Origin of the sequence: uncultured Agrobacterium sp. (assembly GCF_913777885.1) — a bacterium.
Classification (GTDB): Bacteria; Pseudomonadota; Alphaproteobacteria; order Rhizobiales; family Rhizobiaceae; genus Agrobacterium.
In genome coordinates this window covers 197,761-212,638 of record NZ_CAJYTV010000011.1, presented here as the reverse complement: position 1 = coordinate 212,638, position 14,878 = coordinate 197,761, and the positions used below count along the sequence as shown (strand labels likewise).

12 protein-coding genes are annotated in these 14,878 nt (G+C 59.0%); 10 read left to right on the top strand and 2 right to left on the bottom strand.

Translation table 11 applies throughout. From position 1 onward, the window contains the following. Positions 1 to 122: 122 nt before the first annotated feature. Together QZ869_RS09520 and QZ869_RS09515 are read right to left on the bottom strand one after the other, a co-directional pair. The gene (locus QZ869_RS09520) at positions 123 to 737 is read right to left on the bottom strand and encodes a GNAT family N-acetyltransferase (protein WP_296104228.1); all 615 of its coding nucleotides are present in this window, start codon (positions 735 to 737) and stop codon (positions 123 to 125) included. Next, entirely contained in the window at positions 737 to 2,389 is a 1,653-nt protein-coding gene (locus QZ869_RS09515) for an acyl-CoA dehydrogenase family protein (RefSeq protein ID WP_296104226.1), read from the bottom strand. The genes QZ869_RS09520 and QZ869_RS09515 overlap by 1 nt, the downstream gene beginning before the upstream one ends. Before the next feature lie 129 nt (positions 2,390 to 2,518). Here QZ869_RS09515 and QZ869_RS09510 point away from each other — a divergent pair, with 129 nt between their 5' ends. The 10 genes from QZ869_RS09510 (at position 2,519) to rpmG (ending at position 14,514) form a co-directional block, all read left to right on the top strand. Next, positions 2,519 to 3,460 carry an aspartate carbamoyltransferase catalytic subunit gene (locus QZ869_RS09510; RefSeq protein ID WP_296020910.1) on the top strand — a complete coding sequence of 314 codons (942 nt, stop codon included), beginning with the start codon at positions 2,519 to 2,521 and terminating at the stop codon, positions 3,458 to 3,460. After that, the gene (locus QZ869_RS09505; protein WP_296100645.1) at positions 3,457 to 4,749 is read left to right on the top strand and encodes a dihydroorotase; all 1,293 of its coding nucleotides are present in this window, start codon (positions 3,457 to 3,459) and stop codon (positions 4,747 to 4,749) included. Before QZ869_RS09510 ends, QZ869_RS09505 begins: the two co-directional genes overlap by 4 nt. A gap of 44 nt (positions 4,750 to 4,793) precedes the next feature. Next, positions 4,794 to 5,411 (top strand): glycerol-3-phosphate 1-O-acyltransferase PlsY, encoded by a 618-nt coding sequence (gene plsY, locus QZ869_RS09500; protein WP_296104222.1) that lies wholly within the window; start codon positions 4,794 to 4,796, stop codon positions 5,409 to 5,411. Positions 5,412 to 5,443: 32 nt separating this feature from the next. Continuing rightward, the gene (dprA, locus tag QZ869_RS09495) at positions 5,444 to 6,595 is read left to right on the top strand and encodes a DNA-processing protein DprA (RefSeq protein WP_296100648.1); all 1,152 of its coding nucleotides are present in this window, start codon (positions 5,444 to 5,446) and stop codon (positions 6,593 to 6,595) included. Between the two features lie 243 nt (positions 6,596 to 6,838). After that, positions 6,839 to 9,529 (top strand): type I DNA topoisomerase, encoded by a 2,691-nt coding sequence (gene topA, locus QZ869_RS09490; RefSeq protein WP_296104219.1) that lies wholly within the window; start codon positions 6,839 to 6,841, stop codon positions 9,527 to 9,529. Beyond that, on the top strand, positions 9,526 to 11,880 hold the full coding sequence (rnr, locus tag QZ869_RS09485) for a ribonuclease R (protein WP_296104216.1): 2,355 nt from the start codon (positions 9,526 to 9,528) through the stop codon (positions 11,878 to 11,880). Before topA ends, rnr begins: the two co-directional genes overlap by 4 nt. A 75-nt stretch (positions 11,881 to 11,955) precedes the next feature. After that, positions 11,956 to 12,390 carry a DUF983 domain-containing protein gene (locus QZ869_RS09480; protein ID WP_296020923.1) on the top strand — a complete coding sequence of 145 codons (435 nt, stop codon included), beginning with the start codon at positions 11,956 to 11,958 and terminating at the stop codon, positions 12,388 to 12,390. 55 nt (positions 12,391 to 12,445) lie between these two features. Next, positions 12,446 to 13,075, top strand: a complete 630-nt coding sequence (locus QZ869_RS09475) for an NUDIX hydrolase (RefSeq protein ID WP_296074903.1) — start codon at positions 12,446 to 12,448, stop codon at positions 13,073 to 13,075. A 9-nt stretch (positions 13,076 to 13,084) separates the two neighbouring features. Continuing rightward, complete coding sequence (locus tag QZ869_RS09470; protein WP_296082889.1) at positions 13,085 to 14,257, top strand: MFS transporter; 1,173 nt, start codon at positions 13,085 to 13,087, stop codon at positions 14,255 to 14,257. Between the two features lie 89 nt (positions 14,258 to 14,346). Next, entirely contained in the window at positions 14,347 to 14,514 is a 168-nt protein-coding gene (gene rpmG, locus QZ869_RS09465; protein WP_003496403.1) for a 50S ribosomal protein L33, read from the top strand. Positions 14,515 to 14,878 lie beyond the last annotated feature (364 nt).

Sequence of the window (14,878 nt, the reverse complement as noted above, 5' to 3'; positions counted from 1 at the left end):
CGAATCTCCGATTGATGACTATCTTGCGCGGTTAGCAAAGAGTTAACAACGCGACAATCGAGATGAAACCTAGCAGCCGTGGCTTTCCTGTGGATGGCGGAAAAGACGGCTGTCTCTTGGGCTCATCCCCCCAGGGACATGCCAAACCATGAGGTGCCGGCTGGCATCCCGACAAGCGGTGCGAAGCCACGCGATTGCCAGAAAGCGATGCCAGTGTGATTTTCAGGATTGGCGCCGAGGTGAATGCCGGGAGTACCCCTGCCCCGCGCCATCTCTACCCACATCGACAAAAGACGAGAACCGCCACCGGTACCGCGAGCCCTCTCCAACAGGTTCATGTGGATATGAGCGGGATAATTCTGAAGCACCGCAGCCGGCATTTGCGACGGCTGGTGAATGAAGGCAACGCGCTTGCTGTGTTCTTCGGGCAAAAGATTACCTTCTTCTTCCGCGATTGGATAACGCTCGCGCAGCTTCGGCCACCAAGCCTGCTCCAGCAGTTTTTCGTAGGCTGCGGTGTCAGTAGCGCCGACGATGTAGCCGCAGACGCCCTCTCCGTCTTCGGCAACGAAAGCGCTGTCTGGACAAAGATGGAGATAGGGAACGGCATAGATATTACCGACGATCTTGTCGTCGGCGTAGAGATGCGTTGCATCCTTCCCCGAATCGCCCGTTGCAAGGCAGATGGCGTAAAGCGCATCTTCGTCTTGTGGAACGGCTTTGCGGAAGGTCAGCATCACGACACCGGCGGATAAAGCAGATCGATGATGTAAGTCGGGTCGAAGCGGCTGTCGAGCATGCCGTAGGTGTGTCGCCATCCGCCAGCCAGGCGCGTCTCGAGGAAGGCGTCTGCTATGCGCCCTGCCCCGATGCGGCAGAGTTCGGCGGCGGCAGCAGCAAGTGCAAACTGCTCCACCAGAAGGCGGGCGGCACCTTCGTCGCGCTCGCAAAGCGCAATCGCTGCACGCAGAACGTCGGTGGTCTTTTTGCCGGACGGTCCGAGGTCGCGCTCCAGCGTTTCGAAAACGAGATCGAAGAGATCCTTGCCGCGTTGAAGCACGCGCAGCACGTCGAGCGCCATCACATTGCCGGAGCCTTCCCAGATGGCGTTGACCGGAGCTTCGCGGTAGTGGCGCGCAATCGGACGCTCTTCGACGTACCCATTGCCGCCCAGGCTTTCCATCGCTTCGTAGATGAGTGCCGGCGCGATCTTGCAGCACCAGTACTTGACGATGGGTGTCATGACGCGGGCATAGGCCGCTTCCGCCGGATTGCTGCGGGCGCTGTCGAAGGCGCTGGCGAGGCGGAAGGACAATGCGGTTGCAGCAGCAACATCCAGCGCCATATCCGCCAGCACGCGGGTCATCACCGGCTGGTTGACGAGCGGCTTGCCGAAGACCGAGCGCCCTCGGGCAAAGTGAACCGCTTCGGCGAGCGAAGCGCGCATCATGCCGGAAGATGCCAGGGCGCAATCGAGCCGCGTCAATGTCACCATGTCGAGAATGGTGCGGACGCCGGCACCGGGATCACCCAGCAAATAGCCGAAGGCGTCGGTGAATTCGACCTCGGCAGACGCATTCGAGCGGTTGCCAAGCTTGTCCTTCAAGCGCTGGAAATGCAAACCGTTCGCCGAGCCGTCTTCAAGGAAGCGCGGCACGAGGAAGCAGCCCATGCCATCGCCCATCTGCGCCAGCATGACGAAGCCGTCGCTCATCGGGGCCGACAGGAACCACTTGTGGCCGGAGAGGCGATAGATACCTTCGCCCACCCGCTCTGCCGTGCTGCGGTTGGCGCGCACATCCGTGCCGCCCTGCTTCTCCGTCATGCCCATGCCGACCGTGACGGCCGTCTTCTGCATAGCGGGTTTCTGCGACGAATCATATTTGCGCGAGAGGATCTTCGGCGCCCATTCATTCTGCACGCGGGGTGATGCCATCAGTGCTGCGACCGACGCGTGGGTCATGGTCAGCGGGCAGAGATGACCGGCTTCCAGCTGCGCCGTAAGATAAAATTTCGTGGCGCGCGCCTTGTGTTCGTTGCCGCGCGTATCGGCGGAGTTTTCCCAGGCGGAACTGTGCAGGCCGGACGACATGGAACGGCGCATCAGCGCATGCCAGGCGGGATGAAACTCGACCTGATCGAGACGTTCGCCGCGAGGACCGTGGGTGTGAAGCTGCGGCGTGCTGCGATTTGCCATGCGAGCCAGTTCCTGGGCTTCCGCCGAGGTAACATAGCGACCGATCTGATCCAGTTCGTCGCGAAGCGGGCGCGAGAGATTTGAGGTCAGATCGACGATGAGCGGGTCGGACCGATAGGCGTTGATCCCGGACCAGAGGCTAGGCTGGTTTAATTCGGCAAGCTGTTCTTCAGTCCGGTTCATATCTGTCATCGTGTACTTTTGTCGGGATTTGCAATTAATTGCCTATATAGGCTCGTTCCCGGCTTATCCCATGCTTGCCGACAAAGCCACCTGTCTTTATAGACCGAGACTGACTATTCCGGCCCGGAGGACAGTTCCATGGTCTATTTTCCCCATCGCCATCTGCTTGGCATCAAGGGGCTTTCCCATCAGGATATCACGCTTCTTCTCGACAAGGCCGATGAGGCCGTAAAGATCAGCCGCCAGCGTGAAAAGAAGACGTCCACGCTTCGTGGGCTGACACAGATCAATCTGTTCTTCGAAGCCTCGACCCGCACGCAATCCTCCTTCGAACTGGCCGGAAAACGCCTGGGCGCGGACGTGATGAACATGTCCGTCGGTAACTCTTCGGTGAAGAAGGGCGAGACGCTGATCGACACGGCAATGACGCTGAATGCGATGCGCCCAGATGTTCTTATCGTGCGTCACTCGTCCGCCGGTGCGGCAGCGCTTCTGGCACAAAAGGTCGCCTGCTCGGTGGTCAATGCCGGCGACGGACAGCATGAGCACCCGACGCAGGCGCTGCTTGACGCGCTGACGATCCGCCGCGCCAAGGGCACCATTTCCGGAATGACCGTTGCTATTTGCGGCGATGTGCTGCATTCGCGCGTTGCTCGCTCCAACATTATTCTTCTGAACCAGATGGGGGCGCGTGTGCGTGTCGTCGCGCCACCAACGCTTCTACCCTCCGGCATCGCCGATATGAGCGTGGAAGTCTACCACGACATGAAGGAGGGCCTGAAAGGTGCCGATGTGGTGATGATGCTGCGCCTTCAGCGGGAGCGCATGGCAGGTTCTTTCGTGCCTTCGGTGCGCGAATATTTCCACTATTACGGTCTTGATGCGGAAAAGTTGAAGGCTGCCAAGGAGGACGCGCTTGTCATGCATCCCGGCCCGATGAATCGCGGCGTGGAAATCGCCTCAGAAGTGGCAGATGGTCCACAGAGCGTCATCGAAGCCCAAGTGGAAATGGGCGTCGCCGTGCGCATGGCGGTGATGGAAACCCTTCTTCTCTCGCAGAATATGGGAGAGCGCGTATGAGTGCCGCGACCGTCCTCAACAATGTCCGCATCATCGACCCGTCGCGCAATCTTGACGAGACCGGAACGATCATCATCGGTGCCGATGGCACCATTCTGGCTGCGGGCAAGAATGCGCAGAACCAGGGGACGCCGGATGGCGCAACGGTCCGTGACGCCAAAGGCCTCGTTGCCGTTCCCGGGCTGGTGGATGCCCGCGTCTTCGTCGGAGAACCCGGCGCCGAACACCGCGAAACGATCGAGTCGGCCTCGCGTGCCGCCGCCGCAGGTGGGGTGACCAGCTTCATCATGATGCCGGATACCGACCCAGTCATCGATGACATCGCGCTGGTGGAGTATGTCAAGAAGACTGCGCGCGATAAGGCAGTCGTCAACGTGCACCCGGCCGCGGCTCTGACGAAAGGTCTGCTCGGCGAAGAGATGACCGAGTTCGGCATGCTGAAGGAAGCGGGTGCGGTGGCCTTTACCAATGGCCGCAAGGCGCTGTCCGATACACTGGTGCTACGCCGCGCCATGACCTACGCCCGCGAACTTGGTGCGGTCATCTCGCTTGAAACCCGCGACAAATATATCGGCAATGGCGATATGAATGAAGGGCTGCTCGCAAGCTGGCTCGGCCTACCCGGCATCCCCAAGGAAGCCGAGGTCATTCCGCTGGAGCGAGACCTGCGCATCGCGGCGCTGACGCGCGCCAACTACCACGCCGCCAAGATTTCCGTGCCGGAATCGGCGGAAGCCATCAAGCTTGCCAAGGCCCGTGGCGCGAAGGCAACCTGCGGGATTTCGATCAATCATCTGACGCTCAACGAAAACGACATCGGCGAGTATCGCACTTTCTTCAAGCTTTCGCCGCCACTTCGCGCCGAAGACGATCGCGTCGCCATGGTCGAGGCGTTGAAAAACGGCACGATCGACATCATCGTCTCCTCGCATGATCCGCAGGACGTCGATACCAAGCGGCTGCCATTCTCGGATGCGGCGAGTGGCGCAATCGGACTGGAAACGATGCTGGCTGCAGCGCTTCGCCTGTATCACAGCGATCAGGTGCCGCTGATGCGGTTGATCGATGCGCTTTCGACGCGACCGGCGCAGATCTTCGGACTGGAGGCCGGAACGCTGAAGCCTGGCGCCAAAGCCGATATTACCCTGATCGATCTTGATGAGCCGTGGCTGGTTTCGGAAAAGGGTCTGGTCTCGCGTTCGAAGAACACGCCATTCGAGGATGCGCGTTTCAGCGGGCGAGCCGTTGCGACCTATGTTGCGGGCAAGCTCGTTCATTCACTGCAGTAGAAATGTTAGTGCGCAAAGACGCACATAGAGAGGGGACCTGAGACATGACTGCATTGACCGTTTGGGACACAGCGCCCGCATTTCTCGCTCTTGCGGCGATCATCGGCTACCTCCTCGGTTCCATTCCTTTCGGCCTGCTTCTGACGCGGGCCGCGGGGCTGGGCGACGTTCGCCAGATCGGCTCCGGCAATATCGGCGCAACCAACGTGCTTCGAACAGGCAACAAGAAGCTGGCCGCCGCCACGCTTCTCTGCGACGCGCTGAAAGGCACGGCTGCGGTGCTGATCGCCAATACACTCTGGGGATATGAAGCATCGCTGGTGGCAGGTTTCTTCGCCTTCCTCGGTCATCTTTTCCCGGTCTGGCTCGGCTTCAAGGGCGGCAAGGGTGTCGCGACCTATATCGGCGTGCTGCTCGGTGCAGCGCCTCTCATGATGCTGGCCTTCGCCGCCATCTGGCTCATCACTGCCTTCGTCACCAAATATTCCTCTCTCTCGGCACTGGTTGCGATGCTTGTCATCCCTATCGTCCTGTGGATCTTGGGACCGGAGAAGACCGCCCTTCTGGTCACGGTACTGAGCATCATTTCGTGGTACATGCACCGCGAAAACATCAAGCGGTTGTTGGCCGGCACGGAAAGCAAGATCGGCAAGAAGGGCTGAGACAGGATCGTCCGGCAAGTTTGGAGGAAGCGATGTCGCGTGATGAAGAAACGAAACGCGGCATTGTCCTGTCGGAGAAGCAAAAGCTTTCCTGGCTGCGGCTGATCCGCAGCGACAATATCGGCCCCGTTACCTTCCGCGACCTGATCAATCACTTCGGTAGTGCTGAAGCGGCACTGGAGGCCCTCCCCGACCTCTCCCGCCGCGGTGGAGCGGCGCGCAGTCCACGCATCACCACGCTCGATCAAGCCGAACGCGAGATGGAGATTGCGGCACGGTTTGGCGCACGCTTTGTCGGCATTGGAGAACCGGACTATCCGCCCGCCTTGAGAGAGATCGATGGTGCTCCGCCGCTGATCGCTATGAAAGGCAACAGTGCCACGGTTATCCGTCCTTCGCTCGGAGTAGTCGGCTCTCGCAATGCCTCGATCAACGGGACGAAATTCGCCGCGATGCTTTCACGCCAGTGCGGACAGGCTGGCTATACAATTGCCTCGGGTCTTGCTCGCGGCATCGACGCAGCCGCTCACGCCGCCAGTCTTTCGACCGGCACCGTTGCCATGCTGGCAGGTGGTCTGGATAAGCCTTACCCATCTGAGAATTTCCGCCTTCTCGATGACATCTATGCCAATGGCGGCGCGACCATCAGCGAGATGCCTTTTGGCTGGGAGCCGCGTGCGCGCGATTTTCCGAGGCGAAACCGGCTGATTGCCGGCGTCTCGCTTGGCGTGCTGATCGTGGAGGCTGCCGAGCGCTCCGGCTCTCTCATCACTGCCAGACTTGCAGGCGAGTTCGGTCGCATCGTATTTTCAGTCCCAGGTTCACCGCTCGATTCTCGCTGCCATGGCACCAACCGCCTCATCAAGGACGGCGCGACACTGGTTACTGAAGCCGCCGATATTCTGGATTCACTTTCACCGATGATTGAGCCGAGGCTCAATCTTCAGCAGGTGGCGAGAGAAGACAGTAGCGGTCCCCCCACCCACTCGATGTCCGGAGCCGGAGACAATGAGCGCGCCATCCTCGCACAAGCGCTTGGCCCCTCACCGGTAGAAACCGACGACATCATTCGCCACACCGGCCTGCCGGCGGCAACCGTCTATCTTCTGCTACTCGAACTCGATATCGCTGGTAAATTGAACCGGCATTCGGGCGGGCGCATTTCCATGATCATGGCAGAGTGACGCATCGAAGCACCGCTAAAGCGGAGGACTTGCGGAGCTGCAACCGACGGCATCATGCCTATCTGAAATTGTCTCATTTTGATGAAAATTGCAGAAGTTGCATGCATCTGCGAAGACAGAAAAAGGGGCTCTCCCCCTTGACCGGAGCGCATTACCTGTCCATGTCGAAATAAAAGGATGGCGTCGTTGCATGCGCAATAAGCGACGATGCCGGTTAACGGACATGTTCCCAGAGAAAAAAATATGAATGTCGTCGTCGTAGAGTCTCCGGCAAAAGCCAAGACGATCAACAAGTATCTTGGCCCCGGCTATCAGGTCCTTGCATCGTTCGGCCACGTGCGGGACCTTCCCGCCAAGGATGGTTCTGTTCTTCCAGACCAGGATTTTGAAATGTCCTGGGAAGTCGATCCTGCGTCGCAGAAACGCATGAAGGATATCGCCGATGCCGTGAAGGCATCCGATGGCCTGTTTCTGGCGACCGACCCTGATCGCGAGGGGGAAGCGATTTCCTGGCACGTTCTGGACCTTCTGAAAAAGAAGAAGGTTCTAGGCGACAAGCCGGTCAAGCGCGTGGTGTTCAACGCGATCACCAAGAAGGCCGTTCTGGATGCTATGGCAGAACCCCGCGATATCGATGTTCCGCTCGTCGATGCCTATCTCGCTCGCCGCGCTCTGGATTATCTCGTTGGCTTCAACCTGTCGCCGGTTCTCTGGCGCAAGCTGCCGGGCGCTCGTTCCGCCGGGCGCGTGCAGTCTGTGGCGCTCCGGCTGGTCTGCGACCGCGAATCGGAGATCGAGCGCTTCGTCTCGGAAGAATATTGGAACATCTCCGCACTCTTGAAGACACCACGCGGCGACGAGTTCGAAGCGAAGCTCGTTTCGGCCGATGGCAAGCGCCTTCAGGGCAAGTCGATCAAGACCGGTGACGATGCAACGCGGCTGAAGACATTGCTGGAAGGCGCAAGCTACGTCGTCGATACGGTCGAAGCAAAGCCAGTCAAGCGTAATCCGGGCCCTCCCTTCACGACATCGACGCTTCAGCAGGCAGCCTCTTCACGCCTTGGCTTTTCGGCATCGCGCACGATGCAGGTAGCGCAGAGACTTTATGAAGGTATCGACATCGGCGGTGAGACAGTCGGTCTCATTACCTATATGCGTACCGATGGCGTGCAGATGGCGCCCGAAGCGATCGACGCCGCACGGCGCGCGATCGGCGAGCAGTTCGGCGAGCGCTATGTGCCGGAAAAGGCGCGCTTCTATTCCACCAAGGCCAAAAACGCTCAGGAAGCCCACGAGGCTATCCGTCCGACGGACTTCAATCGCTCTCCGGACAAGGTAAAGCGTTATCTCGATTCAGATCAGCTTCGTCTCTACGATCTGGTCTGGAAACGTGGCATTGCGAGCCAGATGGCCTCCGCAGAGATCGAACGCACGACAGTTGAAATTCTTGCCGACAACAAGGGCGACAAGGCAGGTCTGCGCGCTGTCGGCTCCGTCATCCGTTTCGATGGCTTCATTGCCGCCTATACGGATCAGAAGGAAGATGGCGAGCAGAGCGACGATAGCGAAGACGGTGGACGCCTGCCGCAGATCAATGCCCGCGAAAATCTTGCCAGGCAGAAGATCAATGCAAGCCAGCATTTCACCGAGCCGCCACCGCGTTACTCGGAAGCATCGCTGATCAAGAAGATGGAAGAGCTCGGTATCGGCCGACCCTCCACCTATGCGGCGACGCTGAAGACACTGAGCGACCGCGAGTATATCGTCGTCGACAAGCGCAAACTGATCCCGCATTCGCGCGGCCGGCTGGTGACGGCCTTCCTGGAAAGCTTCTTCACCCGCTATGTGGAATATGATTTCACTGCCGATCTGGAAGAGAAGCTCGACCGGATCTCGGCAGGTGAACTCGATTGGAAAGAGGTTCTTCGAGACTTCTGGAAGGACTTCTTCGCCCAGATCGAAGACACCAAGGAACTGCGCGTCACCAACGTTCTGGACGCTCTGAACGAGGTGCTGGCACCGCTGGTCTTCCCCAAGCGCGAAGATGGTTCCGATCCGCGCATCTGCCAGGTGTGCGGCACCGGCAACCTATCGCTGAAGCTCGGAAAATACGGCGCTTTCGTCGGCTGCTCCAACTATCCGGACTGCAACTACACCCGTCAGTTGACCTCCGATGGCGCGGAAGCCGAAGCCGCAGCGCTGAATGAGCCGAAGGCGCTTGGCGCCGATCCAATGACCGGCGAAGAACTGACGCTTCGTTCTGGCCGTTTCGGACCCTATATTCAACGTGGCGATGGCAAGGAAGCCAAGCGCGCCTCCCTGCCAAAGGGTTGGAAGCCGGAAGAGATCGACCATGAGAAGGCATTGGCACTGATCAATTTGCCACGCGATATCGGCAAGCATCCAGAAACCGGCAAGATGATTTCTGCCGGCATCGGTCGCTATGGTCCGTTCCTGATGCATGATGGTGGTTATGCCAATCTGGAGAGCGTCGAAGACGTGTTTTCCATCGGCCTAAACCGCGCCGTGACCGTGATTGCCGAGAAGAAGGCAGCGCCCGGTCGTGGCCGCGCCGCGACGCCTGCCGCGCTGAAGTCGTTGGGGGATCACCCGGATGGTGGCGCGATTACCGTTCGCGATGGTCGCTTTGGTCCTTACGTGAACTGGGGCAAGGTCAATGCGACGATCCCCAAGGCACAGTCTCCGGATACGGTGACGCTGGATGAGGCGCTGGTACTGATTGCCGAGCGCATTGCCAAGACCGGCGGCAAGCCGGTCAAGGCCAAGAAGGCTCCGGCAAAAAAGAAGACCGAAGGCGAGGCAGACGCCAAGCCCGCAAAGGCGAAAGCGGCAAGCAAGACGAAGGCGGCCGCCAAGCCTAAGGCTGCGGCGAAGCCCAAGACAGCAGCGAAAACCAAAAAGGCAGAATCGTGAGCAAAGCACCGCGTCAGAAACAGAATTCCGCCAATGAAGGTTTCGGACGCACCGCCCGCTCAAAGCGCGTGAATGAAAGCGAAGGCATCGTCCATGGGGAAGTGCCTTCGCGCGAAGTGTTGCTGAAGTTCATTGCCGAACATCCGCAACAGGCGTCCAAGCGCGAAATCGCCAAGGCGTTCGGCCTGAAGGGCGACACCCGTGTGGTGCTGAAAGCTCTACTAAAGGAATTGGAAGTTGACGGCATGGTGCAGAAGAACCGCAAGTCGCTGATGCGACCCGGTGGCCTGCCTCCCGTGACCGTTCTGGATATTACAACCCGCGACAAGGATGGCGAACTGATCGGCCGTCCCGCCGAATGGCCGGAAGATCAAGGCGCAGCACCCGCCGTGCTGATCCGCCAGTCGTCGCAGGACCGTGGCAAAAAGGGACCGGCAGCTGGCTTGAATGACCGCGTGCTGGCCAAGATTTTTCCCTCCAAGGACCGTAGCGGCCCTGCTTATACCGCTCGCGTCATCAAGCTGATCGATCGCCGCCAGAGCGCGCTGATCGGCGTTTTCAAGGAGCAGCCCGGCGCTGGTGGCCGCTTGATGCCGGTCGATCGGCGCGGCGAAGAGCTGGTGATCGATCCCGATGGCGTTGGCGACGCCAAGGATGGCGATCTGATCGAGGTGGAAGTTTCGCGCAATAGTGGGCGCTACGGCCTCAAGCGTGCCAAGGTCCTTTCCGTCATTGGCTCGGTGGCGTCTGAAAAAGCCATATCCATGATCGCGATTTATGGACATGGTATTCCGCACATCTTCCCGCAGAATGTTCTGGCGGAAGCGGATGCAGCAAAGCCCGCTACTATGGCGCACCGTGAAGACTGGCGCGATCTGCCGCTGATCACAATCGACCCGGCGGATGCCAAGGACCATGACGATGCCGTCTATGCCGAGCCCGATACATCGCCTGACAATCCCGACGGCGTGATCGTCACCGTGGCGATTGCAGATGTGTCTTATTATGTCCGCTCCGGCGCGCCGCTCGACCGCGAAGCGCTGAAGCGCGGCAATTCCGTCTATTTTCCAGACCGCGTCGTGCCGATGCTGCCGGAGAGGATTTCCAATGATCTCTGCTCGCTCAAGGAGGGCGTCGACCGCCCTGCTCTTGCGGTGAGGATGGTGTTTTCCAAGGAAGGCCGCAAGGCGTCGCATACTTTCCATCGCATCATGATGAAGAGTGCGGCCAAGCTCTCCTACCAACAGGCGCAGGCGGCCATCGACGGCAAGCCCGATGACAAGACCGGCCCCATGCTGGAGCCGATCCTGAAGCCACTCTGGCATGCCTATGAGGTGATGAAGCGCGGGCGCGATCGTCGCCAGCCACTTGAACTCGACATGCCGGAGCGCAAGATCGTTCTGCGCGACGATGGCACTGTCGACAAGGTCATCATTCCAGAACGCCTCGATGCTCATAAGCTGATCGAGGAAATGATGATCCAGGCGAACGTTTCCGCGGCCGAGACGCTGGAAAAGAAGAAGCAGCCGCTTGTCTATCGCGTTCACGATGCCCCCACACTTGCAAAGCAGGAGACGTTGCGCGAATTCCTCGCAACGCTCGGCATCACTATGGCCAAGGGCGGTCAGGTGCGCGCCAACTCCTTCAACGGCATCCTGGCGCGGGCGGAAGATACGCCGCATCAGATCATGGTCAACGAGATGGTGTTGCGCTCGCAGAGCCAGGCGATCTACAGCCCAGAGAATATCGGCCATTTCGGTCTTAATCTCATGAAGTATGCACACTTCACCTCGCCCATTCGCCGCTATGCGGACCTGATCGTGCATCGTGCGCTGGTTGGCTCTTTGGGACTTGGTGAAGGTGGTATCACGCCACAGGAAGAAGCCACACTCGACGATATCGCCGCTGAGATTTCGACCTTCGAGCGCCGGGCGATGGCCGCCGAGCGCGATACCATCAACCGGCTGATAGCGCACCATCTTTCCGAGCGCGTCGGCGAGGAATTCGAAGGCCGGGTTGGCGGTGTCACCAAGGCGGGACTATTTGTCGCGCTTCCACAGTTTGGCGCAGACGGTTTCGTTCCTATATCTACGATCGGAACCGATTATTTCATCTATGACGAAGCGCATCAGGCACTAACGGGTGAGAAGACCGGTCTCGGCTTCCAGCTTGGCGATACCGTTCAGGTTCGTCTGGCCGAAGCCGTGCCGCTGGCGGGCGCGCTTCGCTTCGAGATGTTGAGCGAAGGGCGCAAGATGCCGGCAGGCACACGATCCTTCCACAAGACGGCGCGCCGGAGTGGAGGGCGTACGGCGGCACCGGGAACAAGGCCGCCGCGCAGGAAACGCTGAAGCATTTTCGAATAGCAATATCGGCAACGATATCGCGGTTGAATGGTTCGGTTAGAACGTCTTGGAGGGATTGGTATGAGCGATATACAGACAGTGCAATATGGCGGCGAAAAGCAGGAGCGTCCGCTGGGTCGCTCGATCATGCGCGGAATCTCCTGCCGATGCCCGGCCTGCGGCAGCGGTCGTCTGTTCAAAGCCTGGCTGAAGCCGGTGGACCAGTGCGCCGCCTGCGGCGAGGATCTGCATCATCAACGCTCGGACGACCTGCCACCCTATATTTCGATCATGATCCTCGGCCACGTCGCCGTCGGTGGCTTCATGATGACCGATCTCGTCTTGATGGTACCGATGTGGGTACATTTCGCCATATGGGTGCCGATCACCATCCTGGTAGCGCTTCTGACGATCCAGCCAATCAAGGGCGGCGTAATCGGGTTGCAATGGGCGCTCAGGATGCACGGGTTTGGTAGCGAGCCGGACAAGCCGCAGATCGACGGCTCGTCCCACTGACGGGCGGGTCGCTGCTCTCTTGTGTGCTCACGTGGACGCCGAAAAGATATCCTATCTGCGCCCGAACGATGCAGCGTGCCTGATCATCGTGGACCGCTCGAACAGCAGTCCGCGCGTTCTGATGGGCCAGCGCAGCAGCCAGCACGTCTTTATGCCGGATGTTTATGTCTTTCCCGGTGGACGTCGAGATCCTGGCGATTACGCATTGCCATTTGGTGACGATCTCAATCCGGTCGTCCTTGAAAAACTCAGACAATCGGCGTCACGCCCCATAACCAATACGAGAGCGCGCGCGCTGGCGCTGGCGGCAGTGCGCGAGCTGCGAGAAGAAACCGGCTTGACCTTCGGAACTGAAGGGCATCAGCGGCCGGACCTGGCTGCACTGCGCTATGTGGCACGGGCAATCACGCCGCCCGGGCGCGTGAGACGCTTCGATACGCGCTTCTTCTTCTGTTTCGCCGATGAAGTTGGCATAGATCCCGTGGCAGTCAAGGATTCCGAGGAGTTGCAAAATCTCCAATGGCTTGACATTCGCGACTATTCCGGTGTGAACATGGCTGCGATTACACGGATGGTTCTCGAAGATGTCACAAACTTCATGATAGGTGATCAGCCAATAAAATTTGAAAGCCCGGTGCGACTATATTTCGAGCGTCGCGGCACATTCATACGCGGCTTTCTTTAAAAGGTCTTCATGTCACATCCCAATTGCGACGCCGACAATATCCACTGGCCTTCACTTGTCGCTGCCATATCCGCCATCAGCGCCGTTGGTATCGCCATCGGTCTCGGATTGCCGCTGTTGAGCCTCATTCTGGAGCGACGCGGTATTTCGTCGAGCATGATCGGCCTCAACTCGGCCATGGCCGGCGTGGCTGCCATGATCGCAGCGCCCATCACCAGCAAGCTTGCGCATGATTTCGGTGTTGCTCGCACCATGATGACGGCGGTGCTCATCTCCTCGGTCAGCGCTATGGGTTTTTACTACGCAGCCGACTTCTGGATGTGGTTTCCGCTCAGAATCGTCTTTCACGGGGCAACCACCACGCTCTTCATCCTTTCGGAATTCTGGATCAATGCGGCGGCGCCACCGCGCAAGCGCGGGCTTGTACTCGGGGTTTACGCGACCGGCCTTGCGGTCGGCTTCGCCGTTGGGCCTCTCCTCTTCTCCACGGTTGGAAGCGAGGGAATTACACCCTTCCTTGTCGGCTGCGGCATTATCCTTCTTGCTGCCATTCCCATCTTTCTGGCGCGCAAGGAAAGTCCCGCGCTCGATGAAAAGCCGGCCCATCACTTCGTGCGCTACATCTGGCTTGTTCCTATGGCTTCTGCCGCAGCTTTCGTCTTCGGCTCCGTGCAGGCGGGCGGGCTCTCGCTCTTCCCAATCTATGCCACGCGTGAAGGCTTCAATGAATCGCAGGCGGCTCTCCTGCTGACAGTGATGGCGATCGGCAACATGGCGTTCCAGATCCCTATCGGACTGCTGTCGGACAGGATGACCAACAGACGCCTTCTTCTTGGGCTGATGGCGTTCGTTGGTCTGTGCGGCACGCTTGCGCTGCCGCTCCTCGTTAGCAACTGGATGCTGGTGGCGATTCTGCTGCTCCTCTGGGGCGGGCTCGTGTCAGGCATGTATACGGTAGGCTTGACCCATCTTGGCTCGCGACTCACCGGCTCCGACCTCGTTGCCGCCAATGCAGCCTTTATATTCTGCTACGCGACGGGTACGATCGCGGGGCCGCAGACGGTGGGTATCGCCATGGATATCTCAGGAAGCCATGGCTTTGCCTGGGCATTAGCGCTGTTTTTCGGCTTCTATGTCGTTCTTTCCATTGGGCGTTCGGTTTTCGGCTCAAAACATGCTTGACTTTTCGGGCGCGATCCGTAGTTTCGCGCCAGATTTAGCCGGGATCGAACAGGTCCGCGGCTCACTTACTTGTTAAAGGCAGGACGACCATGGCGAAAGCTACAACAATCAAGATCAAGCTGCTGTCGACGGCCGACACAGGTACTTTCTACGTCACCACGAAGAACAGCCGTACCTTCACGGACAAGATGACGAAGACCAAGTACGACCCGGTCGTTCGCAAGCACGTTGAATTCAAGGAAACCAAGATCAAGTAATCGGCTAGATCTTGACCTTAAAGAACGCGCCCTCGAGGCGCGTTTTTTTTGTTTTGAGCGGTACGCTGAATAGAGTTTGCCAAAGCGGTTCGGTGCGTCACATACCCACCTCAGCGTGCGCGCCAAAAGTGCTGCGCACCATGGCGCATCAGATCAAAACATATGAGACTAAAAGATCGGAAGGATGGGGTCGGCCGGGATTTCCACGACGGCACGAGGAACCGTCTATTGGTATCGCCGGCCGACCGACCCCAAGACCCAGGAGATGCGGCGGACCTGAGCATCAAGGGGTATCCATACACGGCCTACCGTAAGACTGACCGCGTCATGACTAATTTTCGCGCTCTGCATTCCCATTGAATGC